We start from the raw sequence: 20121 nt of genomic DNA on the forward strand, positions 1-20121 counted from the left end.
TAAATTAATCCTGATGTATTTTGATGAGGGTGCTTTAAAAGCAATCATTATATAACATAGATTTTATTTAATGGAGTATTAACTTAAAAGACAGTTGATAAATAGTCAGCTGTCTTTTTTTAATCAATTAAATTAATTAGTCATCATAATTAAATTATAATGAAACTTGTATTATAGATATTTTTCAATTTTACTTTGTTCAATTACACGTTTACCTAATAAGGTAATTGCCTGTTTTGGGCAATTATTAACACAGCGATAACACATAGTACACTGATTTCCTGGTATAGCAACACCATTTTTCACAACAATACTTTTCAAGCAACATAGGCTTGCACATTTTCCACAGCCAATACATTTATCAGCACTTATTTTTAATTTGTCTGAATAGTATTTTGTTTTATTAATAAAATATAACCTTTGTCCAAATAAACCTGCTATATGATGAAAAATTCCGATTCCATCTTGTGGTGGAGTTCCATCTTGTATTTTTCTTACAGCATGCTTTATTTTTTGCTCTGCATTTGTTATGAGTTTCTTGTTGCTTTCTAAAGTCTTTTTTAATGCCTTTTCATCAGCAATGCTATCAGGCATTTTTAAATGTAAACCTCCAATAGTGACTGCACCATATTTTTTAAGCAAACGAGCTAAGATACCTGCTCCATCTCCACTGAATAACCCCATTGTTGCAATAATAAAAACTCGCTTGTCTTTCCATAAATTTTGATGATTGATTATAAAGTCCTTTAATATTTTAGGTATGTTGCTGTATTGTGTAGGATAGCTAAATACAATATCTTTATGCTGACTAATTTGATGTAACAATTGCTTATCTTCAATAGAAAATGCTTTTGATGTCATATCATATTCCTGCAAAAACTTTTCTATACAATATTTTGAATTGCCTGTTCCACTGAAATATATTCCTAGCATAATTTTTCTCCAAATCTTAATTTATTGACTTATTTGTTTTATTCTACCATGAGTATATTTAAAAGTCATTTTTTTATGTTTTGAATAGATATTTGAGCAAAAGTTATGTGAATTAATTTTGATATGTAGAAAATAGAGCATTTTTTATTGATTTAAAAATGTTGTTAATAAAGAATTTTTTATTTTACTTAGATATAAATTAATATAAAAAATCTGTTATAAATATGTTGGTTTGATTATAAATAAGATATTTCTATGCTACTTAATAAATAAAAGTTGTCAATTAAGATGCATATAAATAACTAGTATTATGAAAAATATAATAGAGAATTTGTTTGTGATATTATTTTATATTTATATGAGTAGGAAGTGACTATAGGTTATAATAGTAGAAAGCTTAATAAGTGAATGTTAAGGAATAAATGCAATTAATAAAAATTTAAAAATTTTATCTAAAGGGATATATAGAAAGGAAAATATTTATGAAGTTTAAAAGGTGGGTCAGTATAATTTTATCTATAATAGTTATAAGTGCTCTTCTTGTGGGTTGCACAAATAAATCTAATTCGGATACAGTATCAAATGAAAAAATATCATATGAAATAAATTCAACAAAAAATAGCAATAATAAGGTTGAAACTAATAAATTTAATTTAGGAACATCAGAAATGGTTATAAGAGGTAAATCTATACCATTTAATATGGAAGGAATAATATCAGTACCTGAAAATATAAAAGAAAAAGCACCTGTAGTATTAATCTTTCATGGACAACATGGAGATGGAGAAAATGATTTTGAAGATGGATTTAAATATCTTACTGAGGCTTTGGCAAAAAATGGTATAATAGGATTATCTATTGATACCTCAGTAAATTATACTTTTAAGTATGGAGAACCAGTGGAAAATGAAAGAATAACTTATTTAGCTCAAACATATATACAAACTTTTAAAGACATAAACGAAGGTAAGAAAAATGGATTTGGGTTATACCTCAAAGATAAAGTTGATTTAAATAGAATTGGTCTTATAGGACATTCTGTAGCAGGTTCAGGGGTAATTAAAATAGCAGAAGACCAAATACAAAAAGGATTCAAAGGGATAAAAGGAATTATATCACTTACACCAGCGTATAATAGTCCGATAGAAAAGTTTCCTGATATACCAACAGCAATAATAGTTTCAGAGTATGATGGAGATGTTGTTCATAGTGGAGATGATATTTTTTATGATATATCTTTAGATAAAAATAGAAAAAGCCCACTGGGTCTAACTTATCTAGTGGGAGGAAATCATAATGCATACAACTCAGTTTTAGGAGAAAAAGAGTTTTCTAAGCCACAGACTACTAATGGAACTTATCCTGAGAAATTAGGACAAGAAGAACATAGAGATTTTTTCTCTAATTATGCAGTTGACTATATGAAATCTATTTTTGAGTTTGATAGTAGTGAATCACCTATCTTCAATAAAAAAGGATTGCCTTATAAAATGTATGGATATCAGACTTTAAATAAAGTTAAATATAGTGAATCTGTAGAATTATTCAATAAAAAGACATTTAAAAATATAAGTTCAAGTAATGTTGATATAAAAGAATTGGTTGAATCAGAGAGATTGAATAAAGATACTGCAAAAATATTTATCAATACTGGAGTGAATGAAGATTTAGACTTGTTACAAGTTGATTGGAAATCTGAAAGTGGAAAAATAGAACTACCTTTAAATAATAATAACTTAGGAGCTTATTCTGCACTAAAGTTTAGATGGGCATTAAACTCTCCTAGTAAATTAAATAATAAAGATAATGTAGTTTCTTTCAAACTTAGCTTAGTTGATTCTAAGGGAAAAGAAAGCAGTATCATTGTAGAAAATGATAAAGTATCTGCTATGAAGTATTTTGAAGGAGAAGTTATAAAAGATGAATATGTAGAAGGGAAGTTTATGGAATTCTGGTCAAGATATACTCCAATAAGTGATACAGTAATACCACTTGAAAAATTTAGAAATATAAATTTATCTAATATAAAGAATGTTACAATTGAATTTGAAAGTCCAGAAACTGGTTCAATTATGTTAAATAAAATAGTTGGTATAAAATAATAAAAGTGGTTCTAGATAAAAGTATAAAGTATCTAGAACCAATTTTATTAGACATTATTAATTTTAGTCAGAGATATAAAACTACTTCATATTAACTATAAGAAAAGAAAATTAAGAATATTTTACTGATATAGAACAAGTTTAAAGAATTTTATATCTAAATTGTGTTATCATGAGTAAAGATATCAAGTTTCGAGTTTATTAATAAAATAAAAGACAGGGAGGTAAGTTTCATGTTCTCAAAAATCCTAGTCAAAACATTTATCAAAGATAGTGAGAATGTTCAAGATAAAGTTGTTAGAAATAAGTATGGTTATGTAGCCGGAATAGTAGGCATAATATCTAATCTAGTTTTATTTATAGTAAAGGTTTCTATAGGTATACTTACATCAAGTATAGCTATAATGGCTGATGCGTTTAATAATCTTTCTGATATGGCATCTTCAGCAATAACTATGATAGGGTTTAAACTAGCAAGTAAACCAGCTGACAAAGAACATCCTTTTGGGCATGGTAGAATAGAATATCTATCAGCATTAATAGTAGCTTTTATGGTTATGTTGGTTGGACTTCAATTTGTGAAATCGTCTATAGAAAGAATAACAAATCCAGTTCCTATAAAGTTTGAATTAGTACCACTGATACTTTTAATTGCATCTATAATGGTTAAAATATGGTTGAGTCGCTTTAATAAATTTATGGGAAATAAAATTAATTCATCAGCATTAAAAGCAGTGTCATTGGATGCTTTGGGAGATGTATTTACATCAAGTTGTGTAGTTATATCTTTTATTTTGGCTAGATTTACTGATTTACCTATAGATGGATATGTAGGTATTGTAGTATCATTAGTAATACTTTATGCAGGATTTTCTCTTGTAAAAGATACTATAAATCCTCTTCTAGGGGAAGCTCCAGATGAAGAAATGGTCAAATCTATTTTAGAATTATTATTATCTTATGAACATATAATAGGTACACATGATTTAATAATCCATAATTATGGAGTTGGAAGATGCATTGCATCTATACATGCAGAAATTCCAGCGAATATAGATATAATGGAAATTCATGAAATTATAGATACTGCTGAGAGAGAAATATCTGAAAAGTTGGATATATATTTGGTAATTCATATGGACCCTATATGCCTTGATGATGAAGAGGTTATATCATCAAAAAGAGAACTTGAAGAAATACTTAAGAAAAACAGCCTTATAAAATCTATGCATGATTTTAGGATAGTTGGAAAAGGAAGTAAGAAGAATTTAGTCTTTGATATAGTAGTTAATCCTTCTGAATTTTCTAAAGGTATGTCAGAAGAAGATCTAAAAGCAGATATAACAAAGCTAGTTAAGGAGATGAATCCTGATTATAATTGTGTAATTGTTGTAGATAAGGATTTTATTTAATGATGATAAAAAAATAAAGGAAAAAAATGTAAAAAATATAGACAATAAAACATAGACATAATATAATGGATATATAACTGTATTTAATTTGAATATAATAATTTTTAATTATTTTTATAAAAAAATTATAGAGACGTTGAAGTATATCCTATTACTGGGCACCTTATGGGTATACAGAGTCAATGGTGCAACCGGCTATGAATATAAATTTTATTTATTTCATAGCTTTTTTTGTATAGTTTTTTGATAAAAAAAGTTAAATTATATTGGGTATTTATGGAATTTTACAAGAGTGTAAATAGATTAGAGGGGAGCAATCTATATGAAGAAAGGAAATAAAAAGGCATTATTAATCAGTTTAATTATGATTTTAAGTATGATAGTTACTACAATATATCCATCTGTATCTTATGCATCAGAATTAGAAGGCAGTGGGTCTATACAAAGCAATTCAAATAATTTACCAACTGGAGATGGAAAACAAGAAGAAAATAAGAAACCAGAACAGACTCCAGAGGGAGATAAGCAAGAAGAAAATAAGAAACCAGAACAGACTCCAGAAGGGGATAAACAAGAAGAAAATAAGAAGCCAGAGCAAACTCCAGAAGGAGATAAGCAAGAAGAAAATAAGAAGCCAGAGCAAACTCCAGAAGGGGATAAACAAGAGGAAAATAAGAAGCCAGAACAGACTCCAGAAGGAGATAAGCAAGAAGAAAATAAGAAGCCAGAGCAAACTCCAGAAGGAGAGAAACCAGAAGAAAACAAGAAACCAGAACAAACTTCGATAGAGGATGAAAATTTACTTAAGACTTTAGAAGAAGAACTTAATGAAGATAATGAAGACCACGGATTTATCGTAAAAATTAATAATGATGCAATAGAAACAGAGTCAATGAAAAAAATTACATTTAATTTAACTTATACTCCAACATCAAAAGGGATAAAAGCAGGTGACTCAATAACTTTTAAGGTTCCAGATGTATTTAATAAAGTTAATTTAGATTATACAAGTGAATGTTTTGATAAAACAGAGAGTAATGGAGAGTATACGCTTACATTTAGAGAATTACCTAATGGTCAAAGTGTAATGCAAGGAAAAATTGGATTAGAAGCATATGTGAATAAAGTTAATGAAGAAACAAGTGCCAAAATTCATATTGAAACTACTGGAAAGATAGAAAGTGGAAATGGAGATGTGGATATAGAAATAAAACCTGGCGATAAAGAAGACATTGAAGAAGCTAAAGGAACACTTAAGAAGCTTGTTGAAGGAAGAGAGTCAACTACTGTATTTATGCCAGTTAAAAATAAAGATGTAAATTATACTATACAAGTAAATGAAAAAGAAGAAGAATTAAAAGATATTACTTTATATGACGAACTCCCTGAAGGAATGACATTAATAAAAGATTCTGTAAGTATAGTAGCAAGCAATGGAAAAGAAGTAAGTGATTTTAATATTGAACAAGGTGAAAATTCTATTTCAGTTACTTTTGGAGATATAGATAAAGCGTATACTGTTAAGTATAAGGCTAGAATTAGTGATGAAAATGCAAAACATGGTAACAAATATAAGAATATAGCTAGATTAGAATCTGCAGGTAATAAAGTTCAAGAAGATGATGCTATTGTAAGTATATTTGATAGAGGAAATGATTATCTTTTGACTAAGGGGCATTCAGGAGCAACAAATATTACTCAAGTAGGTCAAGTAATCAACTATCAGATTTCAATAAATGATGATAAATCACCAGTAAGTAATGTGGTTATAACAGATAATATACCAGAAGGTATGAGATTAACTACTGCTGGAGAAGCTGGGCATGATTTTAGAGTTGTAGAAGTTCCAATGAATGGTGGCTGGACTCCTTGGAGTAAAGAAAAAATTGCAAATAATATTTCATATAAAACAGAAGAAAAAAGAAATGAAAGTGGGCAAGTAGAAAAAGTTATAACTGGATTTACAATTAATCTTAGTGAAGAAGAAGTAGAATCAAAGTTCTTTATAGCATATACATTAAAAGTTATTAGTATTGAAGATAGTTATACAAATAGAGCTGTTCTTGATGCGAATAATAGTCAAGTAGATAAAAGAGATGAGATAAGTTTTAAGAAGAACTCTGGATTAATAAGTGCCAAAAAAGAGGTTGATAAAAAGGTATTATATGGAAATGATAACCAAATAGTTAAGTATAAAATAAACATGTCAACTTATGGTGTTTATGATGCAGGGCAAGTAAATATTTTAGATGAAGTAAATCCAACATTAAAAATATCTAATATAAAATACTCTGATAATCTTGAACTTAAAAAAGAAGCTGAAGATGGAAAAAATACTATAAGATTAGTAAATAAATATGAATTTAAGCAAATAAAAGAAGGTGAACCTGTACAAGGTTGGGTTACATTTGATGCAGATTTTACAGATGTAAAAGTAGGGGAGACTATACAAAATGTAGCTCAGATTAATGGTTCAAGTCCTCCTGGTGTAGAAACTACTAAACAAGGATATGCTTTTGAAGCTAAGAAGGTAGACAGTTCAGATAAAAGTGCTCTTGAAGGTGCAAAATTTAATTTGGAAAATACCTTTGGAATAGTAGTAGTTAAGGATTTAGTTAGTAATGAAGATGGTATAATTGAATCTAGTGTCAAAAATCCAGGAACATATTATTTAGTGGAGACAATGGCTCCAAGTGGATATGAAAAATTAAAGGGTAAAATAAAGGTGGAAATTGATAGAAAAAATATTGGTAAAATTGTTGATATTGGGAATATAGAAAATGTAAAACAAGAAAATATTCCAGTAAATCCATCAGTACCACCAGGTACAGATGAACCAACAGTGAATCCACCAGTGCCACCAAGTACAGATAAGCCAAGTAAACCATCAAGACCATCTGATACAGAGGAAGCAACAATAAATCCACCAATACCACAATCAGAAAACGTGGTAAATCCTCCTATACCAGAGGTAGTAAATCCACCAATACCACCATCAGAAGATGTAATAGAAAAGCCTGTTAAACAAATTGTTCCAATACCAGAAGTAGTAAACCCACCAGTGCCACAGGAAAAGAATAATACAGTAAAAGATAATACTGTAGTAAATCCACCAGTGCCACCAAAGACAGGTGATAGTACTACAATTACTGTAGAAATACTTTTAGGATTAGGAGCTATTGTAGGACTTATTATATTGAGAAGAAAGAAAAACATCAATTAGACCCTAACATTATAAAAATATAAGTAATATTAAAAAATATCTTCTAAAACAATATTTTCAAGTGAGAATATTGTTAGAAGATATTTTTTTTTGGAGTATTATGTAAAAAAACAATCGTTTTTTAGAAGAAAAATCCAAAAAACTATAGACAAAGAGACAGATATAAGATATAATATAAATATAAAATTAAACGAGGCAAAACTAGGGAAACCTAGTCACGCAAAGCTATAGGGGCTAAAGTTTAAATAAACTACGCCAGCCAGTTGCCGAAAAGAGTAAAAATTTCTTTTTGTATATACAAAGATACTCTTGGGTATCTTTTTTATTTTGAAATTTATTACTCCCGGCCTAACTCAAAGGAGGGAATAATATGAAACCAAGTAAAAAATTATTAATCGCTATAATATCAATATTTTTAATAAGTTCAGTTCCAGTAAGTGCACATGCAGATAGTGCAACTTTAAAAAACAATAAAGAAACACTTAGTGAAATAGTGGTTCTTCCAAATGGAAATTACGATAAAAAAGAAGCTAATGCTATGATAAATAGACTTGCTAATATAGATGGAAAGTATTTAAATGTATTAAAACAAGATAACTTAAAAATAAAATTATTAAGTGGAAAATTAACAGATGAAAAAGAATATGCTTATTTAAAAGGTGTAGTTCCTAAAGGATGGGAAAATACTGGTAAAACTTGGGATGATGTTCCTGGTTTAGGTGGAAGTACAGTAGCTCTTAGAATAGGATTTAGTAACAAAGGTAAAGGTCATGATGCAATAAACTTAGAATTACATGAAACAGCACACGCAGTAGACCATCTTGCATTAAATGATATTTCTAAATCAGCACAATTTAAACAAATATTTGCTAAAGAAGGGCGTTCTTTAGGAAATGTAAATTATTTAGGTGTATATCCAGAAGAATTCTTTGCTGAGGCATTTGCATATTACTACTTAAATCAAGACACAAATAGTAAATTAAAAGCAGCTTGTCCACAAACTTATAGCTTTTTACAAAACTTAGCAAAATAGAAAATTTATATAAAAAAATTAAGAGATGCTAGTATGCTAGCATCTCTTTTATATTGCGTGAAAAACTAATTAATTTAATCTTATGTATATATTTATTACTGACTTTTATATAATGACTCAATATGTTTATTATGAGATTGAGTTATTATTGTAGGTATAATAGAAACTATTGAACCAATCACTATCAATAGAATTCCTATAATCATATTAATAGGAATAAATTCTTTAAGAATTAGTAATGCCAGTATTGGAGATATTACTGGCTTAAAGAAAAATACTAAAGATGTAAGGCTAGTAGATGTAGCTTCCATTGCCATAAAATAAAGTGCATAACCAACACCTGTAACAAATACAAATACGTAAATCATAGTAGGTATGTTGTGTAAGGTATAACCACTAAAAATAGGTATATTTGCAAATACATGTAGTCCTTTTTTATTTAATATATTTGATATAAAATTAATCTTAGTAAGTAGAACCAATACAAGCATTTCTAAACTACCAAATATAAAGCTGAAACAAGTCACAACTATTCCACCAAATTTTAACGTTTTTCTTTTACCAAAAACAGTGTACATTGAAAAAATAATGGCAGAAGATAGTGTTAAGAATATACCACTAAAAGTTAATTTTGTGTGCAGTGGATTTATAATAACTATAATTCCAATGACTTCTAATATAAGTGAAATTATATTGTGCCTATAGATTTTTTCCTTTAGAATCAAATAAGCTAGAAGCATAACAAATACTGGGTTACAACTAAATAAGACAGCAACTACAGATGCTTTTGTGTTTAGTACAGCTAACTGGTACAATGACATACTTACTACAACACACATAAAACCTAAAAAAGCAAAGTATTTTAAATCTGATTTTGTAATAGAAAGACTAAGGGATTTTAATCTTTTTATAGCAAAAGGTAATAAGACTAAGCCACCAACAAAAAATCTTGATAAGGTTATTTGTATGGGATTAAAGTCATTAGTAACTGTCTTTAAACTAATTTCCATTGAACTAAAAAATAGGGTAGTTAGTATTATATAAACATAACCTTTTTTCAAATCAAACACCTCCTTGTAATTTATACTAGTACTATAAGCTACAATATTCAAGTACATTGGTATAAAATGGTATATAAATATAAGCTATAAAATTATAAGCTACCTTAATATAGAATATAAAATTCTACACTAAGGTAGCTAATTATTTGTAATTAGATTTATTTAATTATTTTAAATTGTACAATTTAGATAATTTTTCAAATGCTGGTAGAGAACTCTTAACTTTATCGTAAGATACACAGTATGATACTCTAAAGTGTCCTGGGCAACCAAAAGAAGAACCTGGAACCAATAGTAAATTAAATTGTTTAGCATCAGCACAGAATTTTTTATCATCTTCAATTGGAGCTTTTGGGAATAAATAGAATGTACCACTAGGTTTAACACAAGAAAATCCCATTTCTATTAAGCTATTATATAAAAGGTCAAAGTTCTTTTTGTAAATATTTACATCAACTTCTGCATCTAAGCTTCTTGCAATAACTCTTTGGAAAAGAGAAGGAGCATTTACAAATCCAAGTATTCTATTTGCAACATTTAATGAAGACATAACATCATCAAAATCATCCATTTCTCCATTAGCCACAATATATCCTATACGTTCACCAGGTAGAGACAATGATTTACTATAAGAGTATCCTATAAATGAATTTTTATAGTATTTTAATATACAAGGAACTTTAGCATCATCATAAATTATTTCTCTATATGGTTCATCAGAAATTAAATATATATTTGTATTAAATTCTTTTTGTTTTGTATCTAGTAATTCTCCAAGGTTTTTTAGCAATTCTTCAGAATAAATAACACCAGTAGGATTGTTTGGAGTGTTTATTATTAGAGCTCTTGTCTTTGGAGTAATAGCATTTTTTAGAGCATATAAATCTGGTTCAAAAGTTTCTATGTTTGTAGGGACTTCGATTAGTTTTCCATCATAGTTTTCTGTATAATTTTTATATTCACCAAAATATGGTGCAAAAGCAATAACTTCATCGTCAGGATTTAAAAGAGTTTTTAAAATGATATTTAGACCACCAGCAGCCCCACAAGTCATAATTAAGTTATCTTTTGTAAGGTTTAATCCATTTTTTTTATTTATGTGGCTGGCAATAGCATCTCTTACATCTTCATATCCTGAGTTGTTCATATATCCATGAACTAGATTTGGAGATTCTTCATTTAAAATATCGCTTATAACTGCTTTAATAGTTTCTGGAGGCTCAACACTTGGATTTCCTATACTAAAATCAAAAACATTTTCTTCTCCGTAGATATCGGAAAGTTTTTTTCCCTCTTCAAACATGGCTCTTATAACAGAGCTGTTTGCAACTAAAGTTTGCATTTTATTAGATATCATATGTAACACTCCCTTTTATAGATTTATATTGCTTATGTATATATTACCATATTTTTACTGAATTTAGACAATTTTCGAAAAATTATTTGCTTGAAAATATAAACTTTTATATAAAATATATTTATGTATGATGTATATAAAAAATTACAAATTCTAACCAAAGAAGAATTATATTTTATGATAATTTTATAAGGTAGTATAAAATTATACAGTTATAAGGCAAAATATTCTTGACTGTATCAAGTATTTAATATAATATAGTTGATATAGTCAAATATATTATATTAGAATTATAGAGGGGAAATTAAAAATGGATTTTAAAAATTTACAGAATGAGAGTTTATCGTATATTATTTGTTATTTACAAAGGAACTTTAAACTTTATTGTGAAAAATGTCTAAAGCCATATAAGCTTACGAATGGTCTATATTTTTATTTAATTTATATCAATAAGAATAGGAATTGTTCTTTGAATGATATTTCGACAGAATTCGAGGTGGATAAAGCTCATACTACAAGAACTATCTCTAGATTAGAACAAGATGGTTACATAGAAAAGATTCAAAACCCTAATGATAGTAGAGCTTTTCAATTGAGAGTAACAGATAAGGGTGAAGAAGTACTGGGAGATATAAAAAACATATTTTCAAAGTGGGATAGTAATATAAAAAAAGAGTTTTTGGATGAAGAATACAAAGAATTAGTAAAGAAATTACATACAGTAAAAGATATAAAGGCAACAGTGGAGGAAGAATAGGATGTATAGCAACTTATTAAAGTCAATTAAAATTGGAAACTTAGAATTAAAAAATAGAGTATCTTTTGCACCTACAAGTATGGGTCTTAATCTGGAAGAACGAATTAACAAGCTTTGTAAAATTGCTAAATCAGGAGTAGCTTTAGTTACTATAGGAGATGTATCAGTTAGACCTAGTTTTCATAAAATGGCTTTAAGCTTATCCAATGAAGATGGAATTAGAGAGTATAAAAAAATTGTAGATGCAATACATGATTCAGGGGCGAAAGTTTCAGCACAAATATTTTGTTCAGATTATGACATAAATTTAATCAGAAATACTATGAAATCGGGAATTACTTCACATGACGAAATAAAAAAAATTATGGATGATGGAGTAAAGGATTATGTAACAAATATGACAAAAGAAGAAATAAAAAATATTATAGAGTTGTTTAGAGTAACAGCATTGAATGCAAAAAAAGCAGGATTTGATATGATTCAAATTCATGGAGATAGACTTATAGGAAGCTTTTCATCCAGTATATACAACAGTAGAACTGATGAATATGGTGGAAGTTATGATAATAGAAGTAGATTTGCAAGTGAAATAATTAGTAGTATTCGTAATAATATAAAGGATGTTCCAATAGACTATAAACTTGCAATTAGACAAGAAAATCCTCATTATGGCAATGCAGGAGTTTTATTTTCTGAAGTAGAGCATTTTGTAAAAAAATTTGAATCACTTGGAGTAAATAGTTTTCATGTAACATTAGCAAATCATTCCAAATTAGAAGACACCATACCAGTTAATAATCATCCTTATTTTAAAGATGAAGGATGCTTTTTGTATTTAGCTGATGAAGTTAAAAAACACACAAACCTTCCAGTTTGTGGTGTTGGCAAGCTATCTAGTCCAGACTTCATAGAAAGTGTTATATCAAATAACAGAGTAGATATGGTTGCTATGTCGAGACAACTATTGGCAGACAGTGATTGGTTGCAGAAAGTAAGAGAGGAAAGAGTAGATGATATCAAGAAGTGTTGCTACTGCAATAAAAAATGTGCAGATGCATTACAGACACATTCTCAATTTGGTTGTATATTAGATTAATAAAATCTTATAGTAATTGAAAATTTAATGGTATTAAGAAATTTTAGATAAATACTTAACATATAGGAGGATATATCATGAAAAGTTTAATTTTATATTCAAGTTTAACTGGAAATACTAAAAAAATTGCTCAATCTATATATGATGCAATGCAAGGCGAAAAAGAAATTAAAAATATCAGTGAAGTAACTGATAATAATGTTGACTATGAAAAATATGATATAATATTCTTGGGATATTGGGTAGATAAGGGTATTTGTGATAAAAATTCAAAACTAGTCTTTGAAAATATTCACAACAAAAAGCTAGCTTTATTTGGAACAATGGGAGCAAATACAAAGGGTAACTATGGAATTAACATTATGGACAAAGTGAAAGATGTCTTTTCGAAAGATAATGAAATAGTTGGGTCATTTATATGCCAAGGAAAGATTGCAGAAGGTTTAAAGGTAAAATATGAAGAAATGCTAAAGCTTCATCCTGAAAATGAACATATTCGTGAGCAATTAAAAGGTCATGAAGAGTCTCAAAGTCATCCAGATGAGCAAGATGTATCTGAAGCTGTTAGATTTACAAAAGATATAATGGCTAAAGTTAGTGATATGTAATAGTTTAAATTAGATAGAAAGGGAGTTTGCAATATGAAAGAGAGTAACGATATTATAATTTCAGTTGGCTCTAAGCAAAGACTGCAAAATACAATTGCAATAAAACTTTGTTTAGAGCCTAATAGATAAAGATAATATTTAGGCTAAATTGTTTTTGTGCAGTCTTTGCTTTTATTTACAATTAAAAATGTAGATGGGAGCAGAGTATTATGAAGTATGAAAAAGCACAAAATATATTGCCAGAAGAGATACTTGAATTAATTCAAGAGTATACAGATGGTAGTTATTTATATATACCACGAAAGTCTGAAAATAAAAAAGCTTGGGGCGAAAATAGTGGTTCAAGAAATATCTTGAAAGAAAGAAATAGGGAAATACTTGATAAGTACAATAAAGGTATTTCTGTTAAAGAACTTACAAAAGACTACTATTTAACGGAGCATAGTATAAGACGAATAATCAGAGAAGAAAAAAGTGATTGAAAATAGAATATTAATGTTCTAAAGATAGATTTATATAACAAAAAATTAAGAAGAGACTTTTTAACAAAGTCTCTTTTTTCGTACAAAATTAGTACAGGTTTGTTTATGAACTTGAGGGATAATCTATTTAAATGATATGATTTTATTGAGGAATTTCTAAATTTTAAGAAGAGGAATAGAACAATGAGTATTTTAAATGTAAATAATATAAGTTATGGATTTGGAGATAGAACATTATTTAAAGACATATCTTTTAGATTGTTAAGAGGAGAGCATGTAGGTCTTGTTGGAAAAAATGGCGAGGGAAAATCTACATTTATGAATATAATAACAGGTCAGCTAATTCCAGATAGTGGTGATATACAATGGAGTAGTAAAGTAAGAGTTGGATATATGGATCAACACACTAAACTAGAAAAAGGTAATACAATAAAAGATATTTTAAGAGAATCTTTTAAGGAACTTTTTTATATGGAAAGTGAAATGAATAGCATATACAGTAAAATGGGAGAAATGAATGAACATGAGATAAATAAGTCTCTTGAAAAAGTTGCAAATATACAAGAATTTTTAAATAACAATGAATTTTACAATATTGATTCAAAGATAGATTCAATTGCCCTAGGTCTTGGGTTTAGACATATTGGACTTGATAGAGATGTTTCAGAATTGAGTGGAGGTCAAAGAACAAAGGTATTATTAGGCAAATTATTGTTAGATGAACCAGATATATTGCTTTTAGATGAACCTACAAACTATTTGGATGAAGAACATATAGAATGGTTAAGAAAATATCTTCAAAATTATGAAAATGCATTCATATTGATATCACATGATTTGGAGTTTTTAAATAGTGTTGTGAATGTAGTGTGTCATCTTGAAAATATGACATTGACAAGATATATTGGTAATTATGAAAATTTTCAAAAGATGTATAAAGAAAACAAGAGAAATTTAAGAATAGCTCAAGAAAAACAAATTAGAGAAATATCAAAGTTAGAAGAATATATTGCAAAAAATAAAGTTAGAGCATCAACCAGTAAGATGGCAAAATCAAGACAGAAAAAATTAGATAAAATAGAAAGAATAAGTATATCAAAGGAAAAAGTAAGACCTCACTTTGACTTTAAAATATCCAAAAAATCTGGGAAAATGATATTTGAAGCTAAGAACTTAGTTATAGGATATGAAACAGCATTAAGTAAACCTATAAATTTAATTATGGAAAGAGGAGAAAAGGTAGCTTTAATAGGTGCAAATGGCATAGGAAAATCAACCTTATTAAAAAGCTTGATTGGAATAAATAAACCAATAAGTGGAAGTATTGAAGTAGGAGAAGAACAAAATGTTGGATATTTTGAACAGGAAGTTAAAGAAATAAGTGATAAAAAACTTATTGATGAGGTGTGGTATGAATTTCCAACATACACAAGATATGAAATAAGAAAAATGCTATCAAGATGTGGTTTGACTAATCAACATATAGAAAGCAAGCTTTCTATATTAAGTGGTGGAGAACAAGCTAAAGTAAGGTTATGTAAACTTATAAATAATCCTAGTAATATATTAATACTAGATGAGCCAACAAACCACTTAGATTCTGAAGCAAAGGAAGAACTAAAAAAAGCTTTAATATCATATGAAGGCAGTATAATTTTAGTCTGCCATGAGCCAGAGTTTTATAATGATATAGTTAATAAAATTTGGGATTGTGAGAAGTGGGCAATTAATTATTTAATATGATAGAAAATCTTATACGACTTGTTATATCTTTTATCAATTTTAATATAAGACAGGCTAATTTGACTTTTGGACTGAGAAAGATATGAAAAGACTAAATTAATAGAAAGGCATGGCATTTATTTGCGATGCCTTTTTTAATAGAATCAAAAAAATGATAAAAATACTTGACTGTAAACCATGTTTATACTGTATCTTATATAATAATCAAGCAGTTTTAGATACACACAAGGAGGAGATTATTACAAAGTGTGGTATTATTGATAATGGAATATTGGCGAATAAAATAATGAAATAAAACATTAAAGAAGACTTAGAGTAATAAAAAAGAAAGATATTAGGTAATTCAATAAATCGAAAGGTGGTGTTTAAAAATGATAATTAAAGAAGTTGAAGAAAAAACTGGACTAACACGTTCTAATATTCGATTTTATGAGAAAGAAATGCTAATTCAGCCCATTCGTAATGAGAGTAATGGTTATAGAGAGTATTCAGATGAAAATATAGAGGACATCAAAAAAATTGCATATTTACGTACATTAGGGATTTCTATTGATGATATTCGTAATATTATACTTCAGCAAATATCTTTATATGAGATTGTTGAAAAACAGGAACAAGTTCTCAAAACTCAAATATATGATTTGGAAAATGCAAAAACTATGTGTGAAAAAATGCTTAAATTTAATGAACTAAGTTATCTAAATTTAAAAGTAGAAGAATATATAACTGAGATACCAGAATATTGGAATGAAAATAAACATACTTTAAAACTGGACTCTGTAAGTTTCTTATATATGTGGGGAGGAAATATTACATGGGGAATTATAACCATTGCTTGTTTACTGATTGCAATCATAGCATTTCCAAAACTGCCAACTCAAATTCCTGTGCAATGGAATAATGGTGTAGCCAATAGTGTAGATAAAAAATTTATTTATGCTTATCCAATTATTTGTGTTGTATTCAGATTTATTTTACGTCCATTTACATGTAGATGGTTACAAATACGAGCTTTCTATAGTGATACTATTGCAGATTATTTGACGAACTTTTTATGTTTTGTAGCTTTATCCGTAGAAGTATTCTCAATATTTTTTGTCTACAATATTGTCAAGAACGTTACCGTTATTCTTTTTGTAGATACCTGTGTATTTATGATTTTATTACTAGTAGGATGGAATAAAATATACCAAAAAACAAGCAACTCTCAAAAAATGAGTAAGGAGTGAACTTACTTTCCATAAAGAATTTAGGGTACGTGCTAAGGTACATTTTCCATGTTGATGAAGTAAGATAAAAGTAAAAGCTTACTTTAGCATCATTTGTTTAAATTTTGATAGCGAAATAAAAAAGAATGCCAGAGTTGATAAAAATATAGTGTTTATGAGGATTCTGGCATTTTGTATATTCATATTTAAAAACTTTGCTTATTGAGAATCAGTGGAAAATTATTATTTTTATTGGAAAAGCTAATAATTCAGACTTCAATCTCTACATGTTATCTCTCTACATATTATCTAAAAAAGCTAAGAAATCAACTTTGTATATTTTTCGTGGTCTACCTCTTTGATTATCCAGTTTTGTGTTTACAATAGTTGCAATACCAGCCTTATATAAGATACTTAGGATTCTATTTGCACTTCTAAGAGTTATATTCATATAGTCTGATAATATTTCTGCTGATACATTATTTGAATTTCTATCATTAATCATACTCATAATTTTAGATACATTTACATTAGATAAAGGAATGAAAGAAGCAACTTTATTAGCTATTGAACTTTCTTCCAGGTCATTAGAATTTTTATTTGAATATAAAGGTCCTATTATATTATTAGTGTCATTTACTATAAACGTACAATTTCCACCTAGAGAAGCTGATTTACTATTTGCCTGACGAGCGTTCTGTTCTGCATGAATATTTGTGTTGCCAATTCCCCAACCAATATTTAAGCTATACTTGATTTCTTTTAAGTCTTCTGAAATAAAAAATTCTGTATAATCCTTAGTCATATTATTTAGCATTTCTTTAGTAGTATGTATTTCTATTTTCATGTCATTTTTTTTGACTTGAACTCCATAGAACCCATTTCTTGATAAAGAATTTAAGATAGTATTGTATATTTGATTTTGTATCTCATCATTTTTAAATATTAGGTCATCATTTATATACTCTGAGCTATTTATTGTGACTATACAAGTTGCAGATTTATTTTTATCTAAATTTTTTAATGTTATTTCGTTTATTACAGATTTAAATGTGTTTAAGATTGATTCAGTAGATGGCACCATATAAATACAATCATATCCAAGTCTATTTAATTCACAATTAATTATATAATTTCTAGTAATAGAAAGGTTAATCTTATTATTTTTTAATAAATCTAAGTGTATCTCCAATAATTTATCATTTAATTTTTTAAAGTCATATACAGGTTGAGGAATATTGAAATCTCTAATTGTATATGGACAGTTTTTAGAATCTATCAATGAATAGATGTCATAATAGTTATTATCTTCTCTTAAAAAATCAATAAATGATTTTGTAAAATCAATCTCTCTTTTACTATTTAATAGTTTAAATAAGTATTTATAAAAATCTCTTTCATCAAGCTTTAAGAAACTTAATGGGACCTTTATATCCTCTATATTTATTATAAGCTCACTATATGGAATTAGACCACTACAAACAAATCCATCAAAATTATCTACTTGTTCATTATATATATTTGGCAAATTACTAAAAGGATTTTCGCCTTTTAGTTCAATGTATGTAATTTCGCAAATATCTTTTAATTCTTCGAGAGCTTGTTTAAAGTTATCTGCCATAAAATAAGATGTTGTTAAAAAGCCAATCTTATATTTCATAAAACCTCCTTTAAAATTTCGAAAGTATTGTAACTAATTATCAATTTATAACCTCATTTTATAATAGTAGATAAAAAGCGTCAATTTATTTTACAAAGTAATAATTAAAAGAAAAATCAGAAAATAAAAAATATACTGAAAAAATGTTGACTGATGAAAATAATTGTGTTATTTTGTAATTAAGGACTAGTCTTTTAGAATTTCCTAAAGTATAAACTCAGCTTTTAGGAAAAAAATTTTATTCAAAAATAAAGGAGATTATTATGATTACATATTTAAAGGAGATTTCTAAATTTGTTGACGAGAATAGAGAAGAAATAATTTCACTGTGGAAAGAGATTGTTAATATTGAAAGCTATACAAACTGTAAAGAGAGTGTAAATAAATTGGCTGAGAGATTAAAATGTGAGTTTGAAAAAGAAGGATTAGATTGTGATTTAATAGATGCTGGAAATAATGGCAGTACATTAATAGGTACACTTGGTTCTAACAGAAATAAGAAACCAATAATTTTTTCAGGGCATATGGATACTGTCTTTGAAATAGGTACATTTGGAGAAAATCCATTTAAAATAATGGAAGGAAAAGCATATGGGCCAGGTGTGTTAGATATGAAAGGTGGAATAGTAATTTCTTTATACGTTATCAAGGCTTTAAATAAGATAGGATACAAAGATAGACCAATAAAAATAGTCTTTTCAGGTGATGAAGAGATAGGACATAAGGATTCAAACGGAGGAGACATTATATTAAAAGAAGCAAAAGGTGGTCTATGTGCATTTAATATGGAAACTGGGTTGGTAGATAATAGCTTATGTGTAGGTAGAAAAGGAAGAATCGGGTGTAATATAAATGTAAAAGGTGTAGAAACACATGCAGGAAATGATTTTGAAGGTGGAAGAAATGCAATAGAAGAAATGGCTAATAAGATATTACAAATACAAAAATTGACTAATCTTGAAGTTGGGACTACAGCAAGTGTAAGTATAATTAAAGGAGGAAGAGTATCAAATTCTATTCCTGAAGATTGTAGTATAGAAGTAGACCTTAGATTTGAAAAAGTAGAAGAAATGGAGAATGTTAAAAAAAGAATTCAAGAAATATGTGAAGATACTTACATAGAAGGAACCTCTACACATGTTGATTTTGTAAGTGAAATGATGCCATTTGAAACTACAGAGGATGTTATGAAGTTTCACAAATTTGTAAATACAGTATCAAAAGAAAATGGGTTTGGTGAAATAAATTCTAAGAGACTTGGAGGAAGTTCAGATGCTAGCTATTTAACTATTGCAAACGTTCCTGCGATATGTTCTTTTGGAGTAAAAGGAGAATGGAATCATACCTCAAGAGAATATGCATTAGTAGATTCTATGTTTGAAAGGGTAAAATTGATTTCTACAATTGTTTTAAATTTAGATAAATTTGATATATAAAAGGGGGATT

Annotated in this window: 15 protein-coding genes and 2 riboswitches; of the genes, 11 read left to right on the forward strand and 4 right to left on the reverse strand. The window is 27.9% G+C overall.

Features of this window, described 5'->3' with window-relative positions; all coding sequences use genetic code 11:
* Positions 1-171 precede the first annotated feature (171 nt).
* The gene (locus IR151_RS10080; RefSeq protein WP_227434396.1) at positions 172-933 is read right to left on the reverse strand and encodes an EFR1 family ferrodoxin; all 762 of its coding nucleotides are present in this window, start codon (positions 931-933) and stop codon (positions 172-174) included.
* Between the two features lie 482 nt (positions 934-1415).
* On the opposite strand from IR151_RS10080, the gene IR151_RS10085 reads away from it, so the two are divergent.
* The 4 genes from IR151_RS10085 to IR151_RS10100 all read left to right on the forward strand — a co-directional run bounded on the left by IR151_RS10085 (position 1416) and on the right by IR151_RS10100 (position 8703).
* The gene (locus IR151_RS10085; protein ID WP_227434397.1) at positions 1416-3035 is read left to right on the forward strand and encodes a hypothetical protein; all 1620 of its coding nucleotides are present in this window, start codon (positions 1416-1418) and stop codon (positions 3033-3035) included.
* A 233-nt stretch (positions 3036-3268) separates the two neighbouring features.
* A complete protein-coding gene (locus tag IR151_RS10090) occupies positions 3269-4447 on the forward strand; it encodes a cation diffusion facilitator family transporter (RefSeq protein WP_227434398.1) in 1179 nt (392 codons plus the stop codon).
* 120 nt (positions 4448-4567) lie between these two features.
* Positions 4568-4653, forward strand: a riboswitch (cyclic di-GMP riboswitch).
* Positions 4654-4769: 116 nt separating this feature from the next.
* Positions 4770-7670: an SrtB-anchored collagen-binding adhesin gene (locus tag IR151_RS10095; RefSeq protein ID WP_227434399.1), complete on the forward strand. Its 2901-nt coding sequence runs from the start codon at positions 4770-4772 to the stop codon at positions 7668-7670.
* Positions 7671-7854: 184 nt separating this feature from the next.
* Positions 7855-7941: riboswitch (cyclic di-GMP riboswitch) on the forward strand.
* Positions 7942-8040: 99 nt separating this feature from the next.
* A complete protein-coding gene (locus IR151_RS10100; RefSeq protein WP_227434400.1) occupies positions 8041-8703 on the forward strand; it encodes an anthrax toxin lethal factor-related metalloendopeptidase in 663 nt (220 codons plus the stop codon).
* A gap of 95 nt (positions 8704-8798) precedes the next feature.
* On the opposite strand, the gene IR151_RS10105 is transcribed toward IR151_RS10100, so the two are convergent.
* Both IR151_RS10105 and IR151_RS10110 read right to left on the reverse strand, forming a co-directional pair.
* Positions 8799-9764, reverse strand: a complete 966-nt coding sequence (locus IR151_RS10105) for a DMT family transporter (protein WP_227434401.1) — start codon at positions 9762-9764, stop codon at positions 8799-8801.
* A 166-nt stretch (positions 9765-9930) separates the two neighbouring features.
* Positions 9931-11121: a pyridoxal phosphate-dependent aminotransferase gene (locus IR151_RS10110; RefSeq protein ID WP_227434402.1), complete on the reverse strand. Its 1191-nt coding sequence runs from the start codon at positions 11119-11121 to the stop codon at positions 9931-9933.
* Between the two features lie 310 nt (positions 11122-11431).
* On the opposite strand from IR151_RS10110, the gene bilQ reads away from it, so the two are divergent.
* The 6 genes from bilQ (at position 11432) to IR151_RS10140 (ending at position 17036) form a co-directional block, all read left to right on the forward strand.
* Positions 11432-11878: a bilirubin utilization transcriptional regulator BilQ gene (gene bilQ / locus IR151_RS10115; RefSeq protein WP_227434403.1), complete on the forward strand. Its 447-nt coding sequence runs from the start codon at positions 11432-11434 to the stop codon at positions 11876-11878.
* Position 11879: 1 nt separating this feature from the next.
* Entirely contained in the window at positions 11880-12974 is a 1095-nt protein-coding gene (gene bilR, locus IR151_RS10120; RefSeq protein WP_227434404.1) for a bilirubin reductase, read from the forward strand.
* Between the two features lie 77 nt (positions 12975-13051).
* Positions 13052-13582, forward strand: a complete 531-nt coding sequence (bilS, locus tag IR151_RS10125; protein ID WP_227434405.1) for a flavodoxin family protein BilS — start codon at positions 13052-13054, stop codon at positions 13580-13582.
* A 209-nt stretch (positions 13583-13791) separates the two neighbouring features.
* Complete coding sequence (locus IR151_RS10130) at positions 13792-14064, forward strand: CD3324 family protein (protein WP_227434406.1); 273 nt, start codon at positions 13792-13794, stop codon at positions 14062-14064.
* A gap of 183 nt (positions 14065-14247) precedes the next feature.
* Positions 14248-15807: an ABC-F family ATP-binding cassette domain-containing protein gene (locus IR151_RS10135; protein ID WP_227434407.1), complete on the forward strand. Its 1560-nt coding sequence runs from the start codon at positions 14248-14250 to the stop codon at positions 15805-15807.
* A gap of 371 nt (positions 15808-16178) precedes the next feature.
* Positions 16179-17036 carry a MerR family transcriptional regulator gene (locus IR151_RS10140; RefSeq protein WP_227434408.1) on the forward strand — a complete coding sequence of 286 codons (858 nt, stop codon included), beginning with the start codon at positions 16179-16181 and terminating at the stop codon, positions 17034-17036.
* A gap of 277 nt (positions 17037-17313) precedes the next feature.
* On the opposite strand, the gene IR151_RS10145 is transcribed toward IR151_RS10140, so the two are convergent.
* The gene (locus IR151_RS10145; RefSeq protein WP_227434409.1) at positions 17314-18675 is read right to left on the reverse strand and encodes a hypothetical protein; all 1362 of its coding nucleotides are present in this window, start codon (positions 18673-18675) and stop codon (positions 17314-17316) included.
* 263 nt (positions 18676-18938) lie between these two features.
* Here IR151_RS10145 and IR151_RS10150 point away from each other — a divergent pair, with 263 nt between their 5' ends.
* Positions 18939-20111 (forward strand): M20 family metallopeptidase, encoded by a 1173-nt coding sequence (locus IR151_RS10150; RefSeq protein ID WP_227434410.1) that lies wholly within the window; start codon positions 18939-18941, stop codon positions 20109-20111.
* Positions 20112-20121: the final 10 nt, after the last annotated feature.

Origin of the sequence: Clostridioides sp. ES-S-0006-03, from assembly GCF_020662275.1 — a bacterium.
Taxonomy (GTDB): domain Bacteria; phylum Bacillota; class Clostridia; order Peptostreptococcales; family Peptostreptococcaceae; genus Clostridioides.

Bases quoted from the DNA above. Each gene is read 5' to 3' on its own strand.
- IR151_RS10110 (WP_227434402.1), bottom strand. From the start codon at position 11,121: ATGATATCTAATAAAATGCAAACTTTAGTTGCAAACAGCTCTGTTATA.
- IR151_RS10130 (WP_227434406.1), top strand. From the start codon at position 13,792: ATGAAGTATGAAAAAGCACAAAATATATTGCCAGAAGAGATACTTGAA.
- bilR (WP_227434404.1), top strand. From the start codon at position 11,880: ATGTATAGCAACTTATTAAAGTCAATTAAAATTGGAAACTTAGAATTA.
- bilQ (WP_227434403.1), top strand. From the start codon at position 11,432: ATGGATTTTAAAAATTTACAGAATGAGAGTTTATCGTATATTATTTGT.
- IR151_RS10145 (WP_227434409.1), bottom strand. From the start codon at position 18,675: ATGAAATATAAGATTGGCTTTTTAACAACATCTTATTTTATGGCAGAT.
- IR151_RS10085 (WP_227434397.1), top strand. From the start codon at position 1,416: ATGAAGTTTAAAAGGTGGGTCAGTATAATTTTATCTATAATAGTTATA.
- IR151_RS10140 (WP_227434408.1), top strand. From the start codon at position 16,179: ATGATAATTAAAGAAGTTGAAGAAAAAACTGGACTAACACGTTCTAAT.
- bilS (WP_227434405.1), top strand. From the start codon at position 13,052: ATGAAAAGTTTAATTTTATATTCAAGTTTAACTGGAAATACTAAAAAA.
- IR151_RS10080 (WP_227434396.1), bottom strand. From the start codon at position 933: ATGCTAGGAATATATTTCAGTGGAACAGGCAATTCAAAATATTGTATA.
- IR151_RS10090 (WP_227434398.1), top strand. From the start codon at position 3,269: ATGTTCTCAAAAATCCTAGTCAAAACATTTATCAAAGATAGTGAGAAT.
- IR151_RS10100 (WP_227434400.1), top strand. From the start codon at position 8,041: ATGAAACCAAGTAAAAAATTATTAATCGCTATAATATCAATATTTTTA.
- IR151_RS10150 (WP_227434410.1), top strand. From the start codon at position 18,939: ATGATTACATATTTAAAGGAGATTTCTAAATTTGTTGACGAGAATAGA.
- IR151_RS10135 (WP_227434407.1), top strand. From the start codon at position 14,248: ATGAGTATTTTAAATGTAAATAATATAAGTTATGGATTTGGAGATAGA.
- IR151_RS10095 (WP_227434399.1), top strand. From the start codon at position 4,770: ATGAAGAAAGGAAATAAAAAGGCATTATTAATCAGTTTAATTATGATT.